The 18,633-nt window shown below is 62.5% G+C and carries 14 protein-coding genes and 1 pseudogene; 12 read left to right on the top strand and 3 right to left on the bottom strand.

All coding sequences use genetic code 11. The features are described from left to right. Nucleotides 1–400, bottom strand: a pseudogene (locus CDV46_RS22475) (allantoicase); the annotation flags it as partial. A gap of 149 nt (nt 401–549) precedes the next feature. Further along, nucleotides 550–1,872, bottom strand: coding sequence for a C4-dicarboxylate transporter DctA (locus CDV46_RS22470; RefSeq protein WP_087686750.1), 1,323 nt, complete (start codon nt 1,870–1,872; stop codon nt 550–552). A gap of 354 nt (nt 1,873–2,226) precedes the next feature. Here CDV46_RS22470 and CDV46_RS22465 point away from each other — a divergent pair, with 354 nt between their 5' ends. From CDV46_RS22465 to CDV46_RS22430, 8 genes are all read left to right on the top strand, one after another. Beyond that, nucleotides 2,227–2,994, top strand: coding sequence for an SDR family NAD(P)-dependent oxidoreductase (locus CDV46_RS22465; protein WP_087686751.1), 768 nt, complete (start codon nt 2,227–2,229; stop codon nt 2,992–2,994). 2 nt (nt 2,995–2,996) lie between these two features. Further along, on the top strand, nt 2,997–4,634 hold the full coding sequence (gene treF / locus CDV46_RS22460; RefSeq protein WP_254916160.1) for an alpha,alpha-trehalase TreF: 1,638 nt from the start codon (nt 2,997–2,999) through the stop codon (nt 4,632–4,634). 200 nt (nt 4,635–4,834) lie between these two features. Continuing rightward, the gene (locus CDV46_RS22455) at nt 4,835–5,596 is read left to right on the top strand and encodes a FadR/GntR family transcriptional regulator (RefSeq protein ID WP_087725059.1); all 762 of its coding nucleotides are present in this window, start codon (nt 4,835–4,837) and stop codon (nt 5,594–5,596) included. 194 nt (nt 5,597–5,790) lie between these two features. Further along, a complete protein-coding gene (carA, locus tag CDV46_RS22450; protein WP_087686754.1) occupies nt 5,791–6,936 on the top strand; it encodes a glutamine-hydrolyzing carbamoyl-phosphate synthase small subunit in 1,146 nt (381 codons plus the stop codon). A 30-nt stretch (nt 6,937–6,966) separates the two neighbouring features. Beyond that, nucleotides 6,967–7,635 (top strand): leucine efflux protein LeuE, encoded by a 669-nt coding sequence (gene leuE, locus CDV46_RS22445; RefSeq protein ID WP_058377903.1) that lies wholly within the window; start codon nt 6,967–6,969, stop codon nt 7,633–7,635. An 18-nt stretch (nt 7,636–7,653) separates the two neighbouring features. Next, nucleotides 7,654–10,902 (top strand): carbamoyl-phosphate synthase large subunit, encoded by a 3,249-nt coding sequence (carB, locus tag CDV46_RS22440; RefSeq protein WP_087725057.1) that lies wholly within the window; start codon nt 7,654–7,656, stop codon nt 10,900–10,902. 298 nt (nt 10,903–11,200) lie between these two features. After that, nucleotides 11,201–11,677, top strand: coding sequence for a transcription elongation factor GreA (gene greA / locus CDV46_RS22435; protein ID WP_087686757.1), 477 nt, complete (start codon nt 11,201–11,203; stop codon nt 11,675–11,677). Further along, on the top strand, nt 11,661–12,188 hold the full coding sequence (locus CDV46_RS22430; RefSeq protein WP_087725055.1) for a DUF4149 domain-containing protein: 528 nt from the start codon (nt 11,661–11,663) through the stop codon (nt 12,186–12,188). Before greA ends, CDV46_RS22430 begins: the two co-directional genes overlap by 17 nt. A 181-nt stretch (nt 12,189–12,369) precedes the next feature. On the opposite strand, the gene CDV46_RS22425 is transcribed toward CDV46_RS22430, so the two are convergent. Continuing rightward, nucleotides 12,370–12,870, bottom strand: coding sequence for a YhbY family RNA-binding protein (locus CDV46_RS22425; RefSeq protein WP_087686759.1), 501 nt, complete (start codon nt 12,868–12,870; stop codon nt 12,370–12,372). A gap of 148 nt (nt 12,871–13,018) precedes the next feature. Here CDV46_RS22425 and CDV46_RS22420 point away from each other — a divergent pair, with 148 nt between their 5' ends. The 4 genes from CDV46_RS22420 (at nt 13,019) to glmM (ending at nt 18,411) form a co-directional block, all read left to right on the top strand. Next, nucleotides 13,019–13,669, top strand: a complete 651-nt coding sequence (locus CDV46_RS22420) for an RlmE family RNA methyltransferase (protein ID WP_087686760.1) — start codon at nt 13,019–13,021, stop codon at nt 13,667–13,669. A gap of 119 nt (nt 13,670–13,788) precedes the next feature. Next, entirely contained in the window at nt 13,789–15,663 is a 1,875-nt protein-coding gene (gene ftsH / locus CDV46_RS22415) for an ATP-dependent zinc metalloprotease FtsH (RefSeq protein ID WP_087686761.1), read from the top strand. A gap of 254 nt (nt 15,664–15,917) precedes the next feature. Further along, the gene (gene folP, locus CDV46_RS22410) at nt 15,918–16,841 is read left to right on the top strand and encodes a dihydropteroate synthase (RefSeq protein ID WP_441339352.1); all 924 of its coding nucleotides are present in this window, start codon (nt 15,918–15,920) and stop codon (nt 16,839–16,841) included. A gap of 226 nt (nt 16,842–17,067) precedes the next feature. After that, the gene (gene glmM / locus CDV46_RS22405) at nt 17,068–18,411 is read left to right on the top strand and encodes a phosphoglucosamine mutase (protein ID WP_087686762.1); all 1,344 of its coding nucleotides are present in this window, start codon (nt 17,068–17,070) and stop codon (nt 18,409–18,411) included. Nucleotides 18,412–18,633 lie beyond the last annotated feature (222 nt).

Genomic DNA, 18,633 nt, shown 5'->3' with positions numbered 1-18,633 from the left:
GCGTGGTCGAAGCGAGCAGTTCGAACCACTCGGCGTTATCTGCCGGGGCGCCGTCGGGGCTGTAGCAGCCTTCCAACGAGGCGGCCGGCGGGAAGTTGCCGGTGAAGTGGCTGGTGTCGAGATCGACGCCGAACAACACGCCCGGACGCGCCAGCTTGACGATGCACCAGTCGTAACCGTTGACGCGCTTGCGGCGCGTCTCCCAACCGTCCATCCACTTGCCGTTGTCGTCGTACTTGCCGGGGATGAACACGGCAGGGTCGGGGTTGAGCATGCGCTCTTTGGCCGCGAAGAACTCGTCGCTGGCCACTAGTGCCTGTGCACCCAGACGCGGGTCAGCCAGATTGACGTAACGGCGCACGAATTCCGGTGCGTTCGGGTCTTGCGGGGCGAGGGCCATGTTGCGTTGAACTCCAGATGAAGTGGCCGACGCCTTGGGGGCGGCGTCGGCAAAAGTGTGTGAGCCGAACTTGAGCGACTCGTCTGCCTAATGCATCAATGGCATCAATGGCATCAATGGCATCAATGGCATCAGTGGTGCCGGTGCCATCAGTGCTGCATGACCGGCGCAACTTCTGCGGCGTCGGCTTCCGCCGCTTGCGTTACCGGTTCGTACGGCAGGTTGCCGTTGAGCACCTGGTGCGCTCTCGCAAAGTCGACGTCTTTCTCCCACGCGGCCACGACGAGCGTCGCCACGCAGTTGCCCAGCAAATTGGTGATCGCGCGGGCAATCCCGACGAACCAGTCGACCGGCAGAATCAGCACGAGACCAATCACGGGAATGGCCGGAATCGCTGCCAGCGTCGCGGCCAGAATCACAATGGCGGAGCCCGGAATGCCGTGCGCGCCCTTGGACGTCAGCAACGATACGAGCACGACGAGGATCAGATCGTGGATCGACAGCGGCGTGTTGGTGGCCTGCGCAATGAAGATGACCGCGAGCGTCAGGTAGATGGAGAACCCGTCAAGGTTGAACGAGTACCCGGTCGGCACGACCAGACCCACGGTGGACTTCTTGATGCCCATCCACTCGAGCTTGCGCATCACGGTCGGCAACACGGCATCGGACGACGCCGTGCCCAGCACGATGGACAACTCTTCGCGGAAATACTTGATGAACTTGAAGATGTTGAAGCCCGCCAGACGCAACACGCCGCCCAGCACCACGGTCACGAATACGGCGCAGCTCAGATAGAACACGAAGACGAGCATGCCAAGTTGCTTGAGCGACGACGCACCGTATTTGCCGGTGGTGAAGGCGACGGCACCCAACACGCCCAGCGGCGCCAGACGGATGATGAACGCCATCACGCGGAAGAACACGTGGCTCAGGTCTTCAATGAAACGCGCGACCGGCTTGCCCCGTTCACCCAGTGCAGCCAGCGCACAGCCGAACATCACGGAGAAGACGAGAATTTGCAGGATGTCGCCCTTGGCGAATGCGTCGGTAATCGTGTTGGGAATGATGTTCAACAAGAAGCCGGCGGTGTCTTTGAGACTCTTGGCGTTCTCGGTGTACGTCGCCATCGCGCTCGGGTCGAGGCTGCGAATGTCGATGTTCATGCCGACACCCGGACGCGTCACCCACGCCAGCACGGCACCGATCACCAGCGCAAAGGTGGTGATGATCTCGAAGTACACGACGGCCTTCACGCCGACGCGGCCCACTTTGCGCAAATCGCCCGCGCTCGCCATACCGCTGACGACCACGCAAAAGACGATGGGGCCAATGACCATCTTGATGAGCTTGAGGAAGCCATCGCCCAACGGACGCAAGGACTCGCCCAACTGCGGAAACCAGATGCCGAGTGCCACGCCTACTACCAACGCGATGACGACTCGGCCAAACAACGAACGGAACAGCCTGGGCATGGTGTGTCTCCTCTGCCTGCGTAGATCTTGCGGATTTTGTTGATCTCTACTTCGACGGATTGCTCTTTCGGGGGCTCTGCGGTACGGCGCTTTCCTCACCATCAGCCAGTTTATCGTTACAAGTCATACCGGTCTGACCAGTGGTGTTATGGCGAATATTAGAAAGTCAATATGTGGCGGTCAAGGCGCACGCGCTGAGGGGATACCCTAGGGCCGCGTCCGGCCCGGGGTACGTGCGTTTCGCAGGCTGAACCCCGCACGGTTTCCCGGGGATGACGGCCGGAACTTCGGTTTCCGGCATGGGGTCGCACTGGGTATCCCCAACAAGTCGCAAACACAGGTCAGGGAGACGCCATGCGAATGAAAGACACGGTGGTACTCGTCACAGGCAGCGCGCAAGGTATCGGGCGCGCTATCGCCATCCGGCTGGCACAGGAAGGCGCGCGCATCGTGGTGGAAGACCGGCAGGACAGCGCGATGGCAGAGCAGACGCTGGATGCGGTACGCAAGGCCGGTAGCGATGGCTGCGTGATCGCCGGTGACGTGGGGCGCGTGGCGGATGTTCAGGCGGTCGTGGCGAAGGCGGTTGAGCAGATGGGGCGGCTCGATGTGCTGGTCAATAACGCTGGGGTGGAGCGTCGCGCCGCCTTTCTGGACGTGACGGAAGCCGACTACGACCTCGTGCTGGACATCAATCTGAAAGGCGCGTTCTTTCTGACGCAGGCGTTTGTTAAGCACCTGCGCGATACGAAGCGCGGCGGGCGCATCGTCAATGTCAGCTCGGTGCACGAAGAGTTGCCGTTTCCCCACTTCACCAGCTACTGCGCCAGTAAAGGCGGCATGAAGATGATGATGCGCAATCTCGCCATCGAACTCGCGCCGCTCGGCATTACGGTCAATAACGTCGCGCCCGGCGCGGTCGGCACGGCGATCAATCAGCAACTGCTCAAGAACAAATCGGAACTCGACGCGCTGCTCGCCAACATTCCGCTGGGCCGTCTTGCCGATCCGAGTGAAGTGGCTAACGCCGTGCTGTTTCTCGCGTCGCCGGAAGCCAGTTACGTGACGGGGACGACGGTGTTCGTCGACGGCGGTCTGCTCTGGAATTATTCGGAGCAATGACCATGACCGACACCGCGCAACGTACGCTTTCGCAAGGGGGCATGACGCCGGAAGTCGCGCATGTCGCGCCCTCGGACGTGCTCACCCCGGCGGACCGGTATCAGGAGTTGTTTGTCGCCGTGCAGACGCAGCGCATCTTCCCCGACAGCAAGACGTTCGTGGACTGTGTGCCGAGACTGGCGCCAGAGGAGGTTCTCCGGCGTTATCGCGAGGACGCCAGCCGCCCGGGCTTCGATCTCCCGGCGTTCGTTTCCGGGCACTTCACGATGGAGCGCATTCCCGACAGCCACTATGTGTCGGACCCGGGGCAAGGGCTGGTCGCCCATATCGATGGCCTCTGGGATGTGCTGACCCGGCTGCCGCAAGCGCACCCGGCCGACAGTTCGCTGCTGCCGTTGCCGCAGTCCTACGTGGTGCCCGGCGGACGCTTTCACGAACTCTATTACTGGGACTCCTATTTCACGATGCTCGGCCTCGCGCAAAGCGGACGCCACGACCTGCTCGTGAATATGGCCGACAACTTCTCGTTTCTCATCGATACGTATGGTCACGTGCCGAACGGCAACCGTACGTACTACCTGAGCCGGTCGCAGCCCGCGATGTACGGTCTGATGATCGAGCTCTTCGAGTCGCACGGCGTGGCGCGTGCGGTCCGCTATTTGCAGCATCTGCTGCGTGAGCACGCCTACTGGATGGAGGGGGAGGAATCGCTCGCTGCCGGTGACGCGTTCCGTCATCTGGTGCGTCTGCCCGACGGCGCACTGCTCAATCGCTATTGGGATGAACGCGATACGCCGCGCGAGGAGGGCTATCTCGAAGACGTCAATACGGCGCTGCATGCCCCCGCGCGTAATGCGGGGGAGGTGTATCGCGATCTGCGCGCCGGGGCAGCGTCGGGCTGGGATTTCAGTTCGCGCTGGCTCGGCGACGCGAACGATCTCTCTACGATTCGCACGACGGCGATTCTGCCGGTCGATCTGAATAGCTTTCTCTTCGCGACGGAGCGGCAGATCGCACGACTGAGTGAAGCGGCCGGTGACGCGCAGCAAGCGCTGGCGTTTGCCGCGCGTGCCGAAGCGCGCCGACGTGCGATGACGCGCTTTCTCTGGAGTGACGACGACGGCGCGTTCATGGACTACGACTGGCAGTTCGGGGAGATTCGTCGGCAATTGACGGCGGCGATCGCCGCGCCATTGTTTGTCGGCATGGCTTCGCGTGAAGAGGCCCATCGCACGGCACGCGCGATGGCCGATCGCCTGATCGCGGCGGGCGGGCTCCGCACTTCAGAGGCATCAATGCAAACCTCAAGCCTTCAGCAATGGGACCCGCCCAACGGCTGGGCGCCGCTGCAATGGATCGCCATTCATGGCCTGCGCAAGTACGGCGAGAATCGGCTGGCCACAGAGATCGCCCATCGCTGGCTGGCGACGGTCGGGGCGCTTTACACGCGGGAGAGCAAGCTAGTGGAAAAGTACTCGCTGCACACGAGCGACGCGATGTGCGCTTGTGGCGGCGGGGGCGGGGAGTATCCGCTGCAAGATGGCTTCGGCTGGACGAACGGCGTGGTGCGGCGCCTGCTCGGCGACCATCCGGAACATCATGCGCACACGGCGCTGGCGCGCGGGCGGCCGCGAGGGTAACCAAGGGCGCAGGGTTGGTGGCGGCAGAGAGGGCGGTCGGGCAGGCCGGAGGCAACCGGGAGGCAGGCGCGCAGCGGGCCCGGCAGGTGGCGCTTGCAGCCCATGGGAGGGCGCTGCATCCGCCGATATTTGGCGTCGTACAATGCGCCATACTGATCCGCGCGTATTTCGCGGAATTCCCGCACGACTTGTGAGGCCTCATGAAGCATTCGGCACACGCCGTAACCGACGCTGCCGTCGCCATCATCCGCGAGCGCATTGAGCGTCAGGTCTATCCGACCGGCGCGATGTTGCCGTCGCAACGCCAACTCGCCGAAGAACTGTCGATCAGCCGCGCCTCGCTGCGCGAAGCCCTCTCGACGCTCGAAGCCCTCGGTATGGTCTCCATCCGCCCCGGCAAGGGCGTGTACGTGAGCGACGCCTCGGCCCGCGTCGGCGTGGCCTGGCGCTTCGCCGACCAGATCTCGCTCGCCGACACGTATCAACTTCGCTACGCGCTCGAAGGCTTTGCCGCCCGGCTGGCCGCCCACGCCGCCGGCGCCGATGAGATGGCATGGCTCACCGACAACGTCGACGAAATGAAGGCTGCCCTCATCGAAGGGGACGTGGATACGGCGGCGCAGCTCGATTTCGCGTTCCATCTGCGCATCGTCGGACTCGCCGGAAACGGCGCCATTGCCGACATCCTGCGCGGCAGCACCGAAATCGTCATGGAAAGCCAGCGCCTGCCGTTCTATCAGCGCGAACTCGTGCTTTCTACCTATCATGAACACATGGAGATCCTCGACGCCCTGCGACGCCGCGATGGCGCCGCCGCAGGGGCCGCGATGGAGCGCCATATCGTGCTGGCGGCCCAGCGGGCGGGCATTCACTTCCCTATCCCCTCTGCGTATTCGTCCGCTGGCGGCCTTGCCCCCAGGGAGAACGCAGAGCGTACTGGTGCTCCACACGTTCAGCTTTGAGATGAAAGGGATTTGCGCTATACTTTGAGGGTTTTGGTCATTTAACCCTCACCCTAGCGCCTACCCGCCTGACATCTCGTCCGCAGTCCGAGCATCCGCTGTGCGCATATTCCGCGCAATTCCGGTGCCCGCGCTGATGTCATCGCGGCGGACGATGGGGCTGGCAGCCGGGGTGAACCCTTCAGGAGTTTCCCGTGCTGCCGTCATTCCCACCCGCTATTCTCGCGCTCGCTGACGGCACGGTCTTTCGTGGGTACGCCATTGGCGCTGCCGGTCACACCATCGGCGAAGTCGTGTTCAACACGGCCATCACCGGCTATCAGGAAATCCTCACCGACCCCAGCTATGCGCGCCAGATCGTCACGTTGACGTATCCGCACATCGGCAACACGGGCGTCAACAGTGAAGACGTCGAAGCCACGAAAGTCCATGCCGCCGGCCTGATCATCAAGGATCTTCCGATCCTCGAATCGAATTTCCGCGCCGACAAAACCCTGTCGCAATATCTGAAAGACGAAGGCGTCGTTGCCATCGCCGGTATCGACACGCGCCGACTCACCCGCATTCTGCGCGAGAAGGGTGCGCAGAACGGCTGCATCCTCGCCGGTGAAGAAGCCGACGAAGGCAAGGCCATCGCGCTCGCCCAGTCGTTCCCGGGTCTCGCCGGGATGGATCTCGCCAAGGTCGTCTCGACGACCGAGCGTTACTCCTGGACGCAGACGGAATGGCGTCTGGGCGAAGGCTACGGCGAGCAAAAAGACCCGCAGTTCCATGTGGTCGCCCTCGACTACGGCGTCAAGCGCAACATTCTGCGCATGCTCGCCGAGCGCGGCTGCAAGGTCACGGTGCTGCCGGCCCAAAGCACGGCTGACGACGTGTTCGCCCTGAACCCGGACGGCGTGTTCCTCTCGAACGGCCCCGGCGATCCGGAACCGTGCGATTACGCCATCGCCGCCACGAAGACGTTCCTCGAGCGCCGCATCCCGACGTTCGGCATCTGCCTCGGCCACCAGATCATGGGCCTGGCCGTCGGTGCGAAGACCCTCAAGATGAAGACCGGCCACCACGGCGCGAACCATCCGGTGAAGGACTTGGCGTCGGGCCGCGTGGTGATCACCTCGCAGAACCACGGTTTCGCAGTCGACGCAAACAGCCTGCCGGACAACGCACGCGTCTCGCACGTGTCGCTGTTCGATGGCACGCTGCAAGGCTTCGAACTGACGGATCGCCCGGCATTCTGCTTCCAGGGTCACCCGGAAGCCTCGCCGGGCCCGCACGACATCGGCTATCTGTTCGACCGCTTCGTGCAGTCGATGGCCGACGCGAAACAAGCCGCCTGAGCGCGACGAACGGATCAGGAAACACGCACCATGCTCGGAAACTCACTCGGCATCGTCAACCTCTGGACCTATCTGGCCGGGGTGGTGGTGGTCATTCTGCTGCCGGGGCCGAATTCGATCTATGTCCTCTCGGTCGCCGCCCAGCGCGGCGTTCGGCAAGGCTACGCGGGCGCCTGCGGGGTGTTCCTCGGTGACACGATCCTGATGGCCCTCGCGGCCGCAGGCGTCGCGTCGCTGCTGCACGCCCAGCCGGCACTGTTCTTCGTGGTGAAGTACTTCGGCGCCGCCTACCTGTGCTGGATGGGCTTCAACATGCTGCGCGGCGCGGTGAAGAACATCCGTGCTGCGCGCGAGAACCCCGCGGCACCGGCGTTGCCGCCGAAGCAGGTGGATGCCGACCGGCCGTTCCGGCGGGCACTGGTTATCAGCCTGCTCAATCCGAAGGCGATCCTGTTCTGCGTGTCGTTTTTCATCCAGTTTGTCGATCCGGGCTACGCCTGGCCGGCGCTGTCCTTTGCAGTGCTGGGCGTGATCGTGCAGACCTGTAGTTTCCTGTACCTGAGCACGCTGATCCTGGCCGGTTCCCGTCTGGCCGAGCACTTCCGGCGACGTCGCCGGTTGAGCGCCGGGGCGACCGGCGGCGTGGGCGCGCTGTTCGTCGGCTTCGGTGTGAAGCTCGCGACCGCGACGCTGAGTTAAATTTTTGTTGAGAACGTTATGCCAAAGCGCACAGACATCAAGAGCATCCTCATCATCGGCGCCGGCCCGATCATCATCGGTCAGGCATGCGAGTTCGATTATTCCGGCGCACAGGCCTGCAAGGCGCTGCGCGAGGAAGGCTACAAGGTCATCCTGATCAACAGCAACCCGGCGACGATCATGACCGACCCGGATACGGCCGATGTGACCTACATCGAACCGATCACCTGGGAAGTCGTCGAGCGCATCATCGCCAAGGAGCGCCCGGATGCCATTCTGCCGACCATGGGCGGCCAGACCGCGCTGAACTGCGCGCTCGATCTGCACAAGCATGGCGTGCTCGACAAGTACAAGGTCGAGCTGATCGGCGCCTCGCCGGAAGCCATCGACAAGGCTGAAGACCGTCTGAAGTTCAAGGACGCGATGACCAAGATCGGTCTCGGTTCGGCCAAGTCGGGCATCGCCCACTCGATGGAAGACGCGCTCGCCGTGCAAGCGCAGATCACCGCCGAGATCGGCGGCAGCGGCTACCCGATGGTGATTCGCCCGTCGTTCACGCTGGGCGGCTCGGGCGGTGGTATTGCCTACAACCGTGAAGAATTCGAAGAGATCTGCAAGCGCGGTCTCGACCTCTCGCCCACGCGCGAACTGCTCATCGAAGAGTCGCTGCTCGGCTGGAAGGAATACGAGATGGAAGTCGTGCGCGACCGCGCCGACAACTGCATCATCGTTTGCTCGATCGAAAACCTCGACCCGATGGGCGTGCACACCGGTGACTCGATCACGGTTGCACCGGCCCAGACGCTGACCGACAAGGAATACCAGCTGCTGCGTAACGCATCGCTGGCAGTGCTGCGCGAAATCGGCGTGGAGACGGGCGGCTCGAACGTCCAGTTCTCGATCAACCCGAAGGACGGCCGTATGGTCGTCATCGAAATGAACCCGCGCGTGTCGCGCTCGTCGGCCCTCGCATCGAAAGCCACCGGCTTCCCGATCGCCAAGATCGCCGCCAAGCTGGCGGTCGGCTACACGCTCGATGAACTGCGCAACGACATTACGGGCGGCGCCACGCCGGCCTCGTTCGAACCGACGATCGACTACGTCGTGACGAAGGTGCCGCGTTTCGCGTTCGAGAAATTCCGTGAAGCCGATGCCCGCCTGACGACGCAGATGAAGTCGGTCGGCGAAGTGATGGCGATTGGCCGTACCTTCCAGGAATCGTTCCAGAAGGCCATGCGCGGTCTGGAAGTCGGCGTGGACGGTCTGGACGAAAAGTCGACCGACCGCGACGAGATCGTGGCCGAAATCGGCGAGCCGGGCCCGGACCGTATCTGGTACGTCGGCGACGCATTCCGTCTGGGCATGAGCCTCGAAGAGGTGTACGCCGAGACCGCGATCGACCCGTGGTTCCTCGCGCAACTCGAAGCCATCATCAAGAAGGAAAAGGCACTCGGCGGCCGTACGCTCGAGAGCCTGACGACCGAAGAACTGCGCTTCCTGAAGCAAAGCGGCTTCTCGGATCGCCGTCTGGCCAAGCTGCTCGGCACCGACCAGACCGCCGTTCGCAAGGCGCGTATCGCCCAGAACGTGCGTCCGGTCTACAAGCGCGTGGACACCTGTGCGGCCGAATTCGCGACCAACACCGCTTACATGTACTCGACCTACGAGGAAGAGTGCGAAGCCCAGCCGACCAACAAGAAGAAGGTCATGGTGCTCGGCGGCGGCCCGAACCGTATCGGTCAGGGTATCGAGTTCGACTACTGCTGCGTGCACGCCGCGCTGGCGTTGCGCGACGATGGTTACGAAACCATCATGGTCAACTGCAACCCGGAAACGGTGTCGACGGACTACGACACGTCGGATCGTCTGTACTTCGAGCCGGTGACGCTCGAAGACGTGCTCGAAATCGTCGACCTCGAAAAGCCGGTCGGCGTGATCGTGCAGTACGGCGGTCAGACCCCGCTCAAGCTCGCGCTCGATCTCGAAGCGAACGGTGTGCCCATCGTCGGCACCAGCCCCGACATGATCGACGCGGCCGAAGACCGCGAGCGCTTCCAGAAGCTGCTGCACGATCTGGGCCTGCGTCAGCCGCCGAACCGCACTGCTCGTGCGGAAGACGAAGCGCTCAAGCTGGCCGCCGAGATCGGCTACCCGCTGGTGGTGCGCCCGTCGTACGTGCTGGGTGGCCGCGCGATGGAAATCGTCCACGAGCCGCGTGACCTCGAGCGCTACATGCGCGAGGCCGTCAAGGTGAGCCACGACAGCCCGGTGCTGCTCGACCGCTTCCTCGACGACGCTATCGAATGCGACGTCGACTGCATCTCCGACGGCACGGACGTCTACATCGGCGGCGTGATGGAGCACATCGAACAAGCCGGCGTGCACTCCGGTGACTCGGCTTGCTCACTGCCGCCGTACTCGCTGTCGGCCGAAACGGTCGCTGAACTCAAGCGTCAAACGGCCGCGATGGCCCACGCGCTGAACGTGGTCGGCCTGATGAACGTGCAGTTCGCGATTCAGCAGGGCAACGGCGTCGACACGATCTACGTGCTCGAAGTGAACCCGCGTGCCTCGCGTACGGTGCCGTACGTCTCGAAGGCGACCGGCCGCCAACTGGCCAAGATCGCCGCGCGTGCGATGGTCGGCCAGACGCTCAAGGAACAACGTGTGACGAGCGAAGTCTCGCCGCCGTACTTCAGCGTGAAGGAAGCCGTGTTCCCGTTCGTGAAGTTCCCGGGCGTCGACCCGGTGCTTGGACCGGAAATGCGCTCGACGGGTGAAGTGATGGGCGTGGGCCGCACGTTCGGCGAAGCGCTCTTCAAGTCACAACTGGCCGCGGGCTCGCGTCTGCCGGCCTCGGGCACGGTGCTGCTCACGGTGAAGGATGCGGACAAGCCGCGCGCCGTCGAAGTGGCCCGCATGCTGCACGCGCTCGACTACCCGATCGTGGCAACACGCGGTACGGCTGCCGCGATCGAAGCCGCCGGTATCCCGGTGCGCGTGGTCAACAAGGTGAAGGACGGCCGTCCGCACATTGTCGACATGATCAAGAACGGCGAGATCGCGCTGGTGTTCACCACGGTGGACGAAACCCGCACGGCCATTGCCGATTCGCGCTCGATCCGTATGTCGGCGCAGGCGCACAAGGTCACGTATTACACGACGATCTCGGGTGCCCGTGCTGCCGTGGAAGGCCTGAAGTACTTGCAGAATCTGGAGGTCTACGACCTGCAAAGCCTGCACGCGCTGCTGCCGGCCCAGGCCTGATCGGGGCAAGGTAACAGGGCGGATCTCCGGCGCGGTTCACGCTGCGCCGGGGGAAGTCGCAAAAATGGCGCGTAGACCGGGGAACCCATCCCCGGCCTACGCGCCAAATGCATTATGTGGTGCGGATTGCCGCGCGATTCGTCACCTGTCGAACTTCGACGCGTGACTGGATTGGCAGCTACGGCAACTCTGCTACACTAACGCCATATAGGTGTCACAGCCGCGGTCAAGCGGCGTTCGCAAAAAGTGCGAATGCGGCTTTGCTGCGGCAATTTTTTTGTCTTTCGGAACAACGCGCATGAGTACCATTCCTCTGACCAAGCGGGGCGCCGAGCTGCTCAAGGATGAGCTGCACCGCCTGAAGACCATCGAACGTCCGGCTGTGATCATTGCGATCTCGGAAGCCCGTGCGCAAGGCGATCTGTCGGAAAATGCCGAATACGACGCCGCCAAGGAAAAGCAGGGTTTCATCGAAGGCCGCATTCAGGACCTCGAATCGAAGCTGTCTGCCGCGCAGATCATCGATCCGGCGGCGCTTGATGCCGAAGGCCGTGTGGTCTTCGCCGCAACGGTCGAACTCGAAGATCTCGATAACGGCGGCACGGTGCTGTATCAAATCGTCGGCGACGACGAAGCCGACATCGACCACGGCAAAATTTCGGTGAGTTCGCCGATCGCGCGTGCGCTCATTGGCAAGCATGCAGGCGACGTGGCCGAAGTGCAGGCCCCGAGCGGCGTGCGTGAGTACGAGATCATCGATGTCCGTTACGTCTGATATGACGACCGGCGTGGCGTCGGCCGGCGGAGCACCACGACTGGAACGACTGTTCCGGTTGGTGGCGACCGTCTGGTGCGGCAGCCAATGGGCGATCGGCTACATTGTCGCGCCCACGCTGTTCGCCGTGCTTGAGTCACGCATGGTGGCCGGCACGGTGGCAGGTCGACTGTTTCACACGCAGGCGTGGCTGAGCCTGGTTTGCGGTGTGTTGCTGGTCTGGCTGGCCACTGCCCTCGTGGCGCGCACGGCCGACGAACAAGCCGCGCGCCGTTATCGCGGCCTGCGTTGGCTGGCGGTGGCGATGATGGTCTGTGTGCTGATCAGCTCGTTTGCGTTGCAGCCGTTTATGGCGCAATTGCGTGCGGCGGCCGAAGCCACGGGCGTCGAGATCGGGCAATCGCCGTATGCAGCACGTTTCGGCATGCTGCATGGTATTTCCAGCGTCATCTATCTGTTGCAAAGCTTGCTGGGTGTGGTGCTGATCTGGCGCCAACCGGTGCGCGGCTAAATGCCGCAGGCGGCGAGAGCGGGCAATCCAGTCGATTGACCGTGGTCGTTGCCCAATAAAAAACGCGCCCGACATTGTGCGGGCGCGTTGTCTTAGGAGCGGTCGGAATCGTGAGAACGAACCACCGTCCCGGTCAGACGCGAAGCGGGCTGAAATCCGCTTCGATCCGGAATGGTCCGGATCAGTCGTTGCGTTGACGCTTGACGCTCGTCTGACGTTTCTTGGCTTTCTTGACGATACCACCAGCCGTCATGCGCTCGTTACCGCGCACGGTCATCTTCTTGACGGCGGGGCGGCGACCGGAGTGCGGGCTGTTCTTGACGACCGTCACGGTGCGCGGTGCGCGACCCTTGACGGTAGTGCCGCTACCGCCGGAGCGTGCGCGCACCGGGGTTTCATCTTCGTCCGGGGTCGGGCGATACACCACGAGCAGTTTGCCGATGTGTTGTACCGGCGCTGCACCGAGTTGGTCGCAAATGGTTTCGTAAATGGCGATGCGTGCGTCGCGTTCGTCACCGAAGACACGTACCTTGATCAGTTCGTGGGCCTTCAGGGCGCCGTCGATTTCCTTGAGCACCGCTGGCGTCAAGCCGTCGGCGCCGATCAGAACGACAGGGTTCAGCGCATGGGCGGCGGAGCGCAGGTCGGCGCGTTGCGCCGGGGTCAGGGTCAAAGCAGACATAGAAGACAGACGAGAGACAAACGAGACAAACGAAGAGGAATGCGCCTGGGAGCGATCACCGGAGCACCTGCCACTGGCAAGTCCGACTCAGCATTTTGGGCGCGCAAGGGCGTATTATCCTGCAAATTCGCAGTGTTTTTGAAGAATTATGGCAAAAAACCGTTTCAGCCACGCCTGGCTGCACGATCACATCAACGATCCCTACGTCAAAATGGCGCAGCGAGAGGGCTATCGGGCCCGCGCAGCGTACAAGCTTAAGGAAATCGATGAACAGGACCGGCTGATCAAGCCGGGCCACGTGATTGTCGACCTTGGCGCAACCCCTGGCAGCTGGAGCCAGTACGCCCGCAACAAGCTCGCAGCAGGTAAGCGGGCCGACGGCGGTATCGACGGCACGATCGTCGCGCTGGACATCCTCCCGATGGAGCCGATTGCCGATGTGACGTTCCTGCAAGGCGATTTCCGCGAGGACAGCGTGCTCGAACAGCTCGAAGAAATCGTCGGGGGCCGGAAAGTGGACCTTGTACTTTCCGACATGGCCCCCAATTTGTCAGGTGTCGCGGTGGCAGATGCGGCGCGGATCGAGCATCTTTGTGATCTGGCGCTGGATTTCTCTCAACGGCACTTGAAACCGGAAGGGGCGTTACTGGTCAAATGTTTCCACGGCAGCGGCTATAGCCAGATTGTCGAAAAATTCAAACGCCAGTTCAAAACCGTGGCGCCGCGCAAGCCCAAGGCGTCTCGCGACAAATCTTCCGAAACTTTCATTCTGGGTCGGGGTTTGAAAAATCCGGCTTGATGCCCGTCAAACCAGCGCTCTGGCGCTATGGTGGCGGTAAAGAATCACTATGGCGGTGCGCCTGCGAGTGGATTAGAATGAATTCCTGGCGCGAAGCGATTTCATGAAGGAGCAACGCTTTGAACAATAATATGTTTTCCAAAGCGGCGGTGTGGTTAGTCATCGCGCTGGTCTTGTTTACTGTTTTTAAACAGTTCGACAAGCCGCACGTCCAGGAGGGCGTGACGTACTCCCAGTTCATGGACGATGCCAAGAACGGCAAGATCAAGAACGTGATAGTGCAAGGGCGTAGCCTTCAGGTGACGCCGAGCGACGGCCAGAAATACACCATCGTGTCGCCGGGCGACATCTGGATGGTGGGCGATCTCATGAAGTACGGCGTGCAAGTGTCGGGTAAAGCCGACGACGAGCCGAACGTGCTCATGTCCGCACTGTATTACCTCGGACCAACGCTGCTGATCATCGGCTTCTGGTTCTTCATGATGCGACAGATGCAGGGCGGCGGTAAGGGCGGTGCCTTCTCCTTCGGCAAATCCCGCGCGCGTCTCATCGATGAAAACGCCAATCCGGTCACATTTGCGGACGTCGCCGGTTGCGACGAAGCCAAATATGAAGTCGGCGAACTGGTCGACTTCCTGAAAGATCCTCAGAAATTCCAGAAGTTGGGCGGTCGTATTCCGCGCGGCGTGCTGCTGGTTGGCCCGCCGGGGACCGGTAAGACGTTGCTCGCGCGCGCCATTGCCGGCGAAGCGAAGGTGCCGTTCTTCAGCATTTCCGGTTCGGACTTCGTTGAAATGTTCGTCGGCGTGGGCGCTGCCCGTGTCCGCGACATGTTCGAAAACGCCAAGAAGCAGTCGCCGTGTATCGTGTTCATCGACGAAATCGACGCGGTCGGCCGTCATCGTGGCGCCGGTATGGGCGGCGGTAACGACGAACGCGAACAGACGTTGAACCAGATGCTCGTCGAAATGGACGGCTTCGAAGCCAACTCGGGCGTCATCGTGATTGCCGCGACGAACCGTTCGGACGTGCTGGACAAGGCGTTGCTGCGTCCGGGCCGTTTCGACCGTCAGGTCTACGTCGGTCTGCCGGATATCCGCGGCCGTGAGCAGATCCTGAAGGTGCACCTGCGCAAGGTGCCGATCTCGAACGACGTCGACGCTTCGGTGATCGCACGTGGCACGCCGGGCATGTCGGGCGCCGATCTGGCCAACCTCGTGAACGAAGCCGCGCTGTTTGCCGCGCGCCGTAACAAGCGCATCGTCGAGATGCTCGACTTCGAAGACGCGAAGGACAAGATTTTCATGGGTCCGGAGCGCAAGTCGGCTGTCATGCGCGACGAAGAGCGCAGGGCAACGGCTTACCACGAGTCGGGTCACGCAGTGGTGGCGATGTCGCTGCCGGGCGCCGATCCGGTGCACAAGGTGACGATCATTCCGCGCGGCTGGGCGCTGGGCGTGACGATGCAGTTGCCGGAGCACGACAAATACTCGGAGTATCGCGACACGATGCTCGTGCAGATCGCCATGCTGTTCGGCGGTCGTGCAGCGGAAGAAGTGTTCCTGAACAAGATGTCGACGGGCGCTTCGAACGACTTCGAGCGCGCCACCAAGCTGGCTCGCGACATGGTAACCCGTTACGGTATGTCCGACGCCCTGGGCCCGATGGTCTACGTCGACACCGAGCAGGACTCGATGTTTGGCCGGATGTCGGCCAAGTCGGTGTCGGAAGCCACGCAGCAGAAGGTCGACGCGGAAGTTCGCCGCATTCTGGACGAACAATACGCACTGGCCCGCAAACTGCTGGAAGACAACCGCGACAAGGTCGAAACGATGACCCAAGCCCTGATGGACTGGGAAACGATCGACGCGGAACAGGTCAAGGACATCATGGAAGGGCGCCCGCCGCGTCCCCCGAAGAATGGTCCGTCGAGCGGTGGCGCATCGGGTGGCAATCCGCCGCTCAAGCCGAGCAACACGCCGGCAACCGTCTGAGACGGTCGCCATTCGGCGAGTTGACCGATAGCGGTTCAGGAAGTACCCAGCAAAAAGGCCGGCAAATTGCCGGCCTTTTTGCTTTGGCACCCGCGGCGATCGTCTGATGAAGTGTCCGAAGACTTGTCCGATGAAGGGATGTCAGGAATTCTGAAATTCCGTGTTACCGAGTGTTTCCGTGGTCGATACACGAAGTGAATCCGGTAACATTACGGCCATACACGATAAGGTCCTACAGAGCCAAGAGTTTCCGAATGTCCACCGAGCCGCTGACATCTTCCGTTCCCCCGTCCGACGACATGACGTTCGCCGTCGCCGGTGACACTACGCCGCCCGCGAAGCCCGACACGCTGGCCCTGGGGCCGCGATTTCGACTCGATGCGCGGCGTGTGCATGTCATGGGCATTCTCAATGTCACGCCCGACTCGTTCTCCGACGGCGGCAAGTTTGCCGGCCGTGACGCAGCACTGCGGCATGCCGAGCAGTTGATTGCCGAGGGTGTGAACATTCTCGATATCGGCGGAGAGTCCACACGTCCGGGCGCCGAGGCGTTGCCGGAGGCCGCCGAGCTTGACCGTGTCGTCCCGATCGTGGAGGCCCTGCGTGACTGCGGCGTGCCGCTCTCCGTCGACACGTACAAGCCCGGTGTGATGCGCGCGGTGCTGGCCGCCGGTGCGGACATGATCAACGACATCTGGGGTTTCCAGAAGCCGGGTGCCGTCGACGCCGTACGCGATAGCGAAGCGGCGCTGTGCATCATGCATATGCTGCACGACCCGAAAACCATGCAGGATGCACCGATCTACACCGACGTCGTGACCGAAGTGGCGGCCTTTCTCGACGGTCGCGTCGACGCCATGATGTCCGCAGGTGTTGCGCCGGAACGTCTGTATCTCGATCCGGGATTCGGTTTCGGCAAGAATCTTGCGCATAATCTCGCCTTGCTCAAGCACCTGCGGGTGCTCTCTCGCGACGGCTTGCCCCTGTTGGTCGGCATGTCGCGCAAGCGCATGCTGGGTGAGATCACCGGCCGTGAGACCCCGATGGAGCGTCAGGTGGCGAGCGTGGCCGCCGCGATGTGCGCCGCCGATCGCGGCGCAGCGATCGTGCGTGTTCACGATGTGGCGGAAACCGTCGACGCGCTTAAGGTGTGGCACGCCGTACGCGACGCCGAGTAATATCGCGGACCGGCTGGATCCGTCGCCGGCGAGCAGTTGGCGAATGCGGCCCGCAAACGGCAAGCGGCAGCGGCGAGGGGACGTGACTGGGACGTCTTTGGTCAAAAATGTCAGCTAGCGCAAACCTCGCCCGACGACGAAAATCGTACACAACGAAAGCAATAGGAACGAAGCGCGCGGCAGGACCTTCCACGGTCGTGACGCGCCAACAGGGAATGACGCAACGATGAAACGACGCTATTTTGGCACCGACGGGATTCGCGGTACGGTGGGCGAGGGGCCCATTACGCCGGAGTTCGTGCTTCGATTGGGGTATGCCGCAGGCCGCGTGCTGGCCGGCAACCAGCTACTGGGCCGCCCCACTGTGCTGATCGGCAAGGACACGCGTGTTTCGGGCTATATGCTGGAAGCGGCACTGGAAGCGGGCTTTGCTGCCGCGGGCGTCGACACGATGATGGCCGGGCCGATGCCCACGCCGGCTGTGGCTTATCTCACCCGCGCGTTGCGTCTCGCCGCCGGTGTGGTGATCAGTGCTTCGCACAATCCGTATCACGACAACGGCATCAAGTTCTTCTCGGCAAACGGCAACAAGCTGCCGGACGAGACCGAGCTGCAAATCGAGGCCGAACTCGACAACCCGATGAGCTGCGTGCGCTCCGAGCAACTGGGCAAGGCCCGTCGACTGGACGACGCCGCCGGACGTTACATCGAATTCTGCAAGAGCACGTTCCCGAACGAGTTCGACTTGCGCGGTGTGAAGATCGTGGTCGATTGCGCGAACGGTGCGGCCTATCACATCGCCCCGCACGTGTTCCACGAACTGGGCGCGGAAGTCATTGCCATCGGCAATCAGCCGAATGGCTTCAACATCAATGAAGACTGCGGCGCAACCTCGCCCGATGCGCTCATGCGCGCGGTGCGTGCCAATCATGCCGATATCGGTGTCGCGCTGGACGGCGACGCGGACCGTGTGCAGATCGTCGACGGCGCCGGCCGCCTTTATAACGGCGACGAGTTGCTCTACCTGCTCGTCAAGGACCGTCTGGAGCACGGCACTGTGCCGGGTGCCGTGGGTACGTTGATGACGAACATGGCCGTGGAAGTGGCGCTGAAGGGCCTTGGCGTGCCGTTCGTGCGGGCCAAAGTCGGTGATCGCTACGTGCTTGAGCAACTCTATAAACACGGCTGGCAGATCGGCGCGGAAGGCTCGGGTCACATTCTGTGCCTCGACAAGCACACGACCGGTGACGGTATCGTCTCGGCATTGCAAGTTCTCGCCGCCATTCGCCGCGCCGACAACAAACCGCTGGCGAAGCTGCTCGAAGGCGTACGCCTGTTCCCGCAGCACATGATCAACGTGCGTACGCCGGTCGGCTACGACTGGACGGCCGATACGCGTCTGGCCGCCGAGCGCGATGCCATCGAGGCAAAGCTGGGCGACTCGGGGCGCGTATTGATTCGTGCATCGGGCACCGAGCCGGTGTTGCGTGTGATGGTCGAAGCTCGCGACGAGTCGCAAGCGACGTCGTTCGCTCAGCATCTGGCCAATGTCGTGAAGGGTGCGGCTTAAGTCCGAAATCTTCCGCTGAACGGCGAGCTCTCGCGGTTCCTGAACACAGCGTGATTGTCACCGTCACCGTCATCGGCACCGGATATCGGCGCCGATGACGGCAGCGGCAGCACCAACCTTCCTATGCCGGGAATGCTCCCCCTCACTGTCACATTTGTGACAGCCTGCCGTCCGTCGTAAGACCAATTCCGACAGTGTCACGGTAATGCCACATTCCCTCCA

Source organism: Pandoraea sp. PE-S2T-3, assembly GCF_002179965.1.
GTDB lineage: Bacteria > Pseudomonadota > Gammaproteobacteria > Burkholderiales > Burkholderiaceae > Pandoraea.
This window is presented reverse-complemented; position numbering and strand designations above follow the sequence as displayed.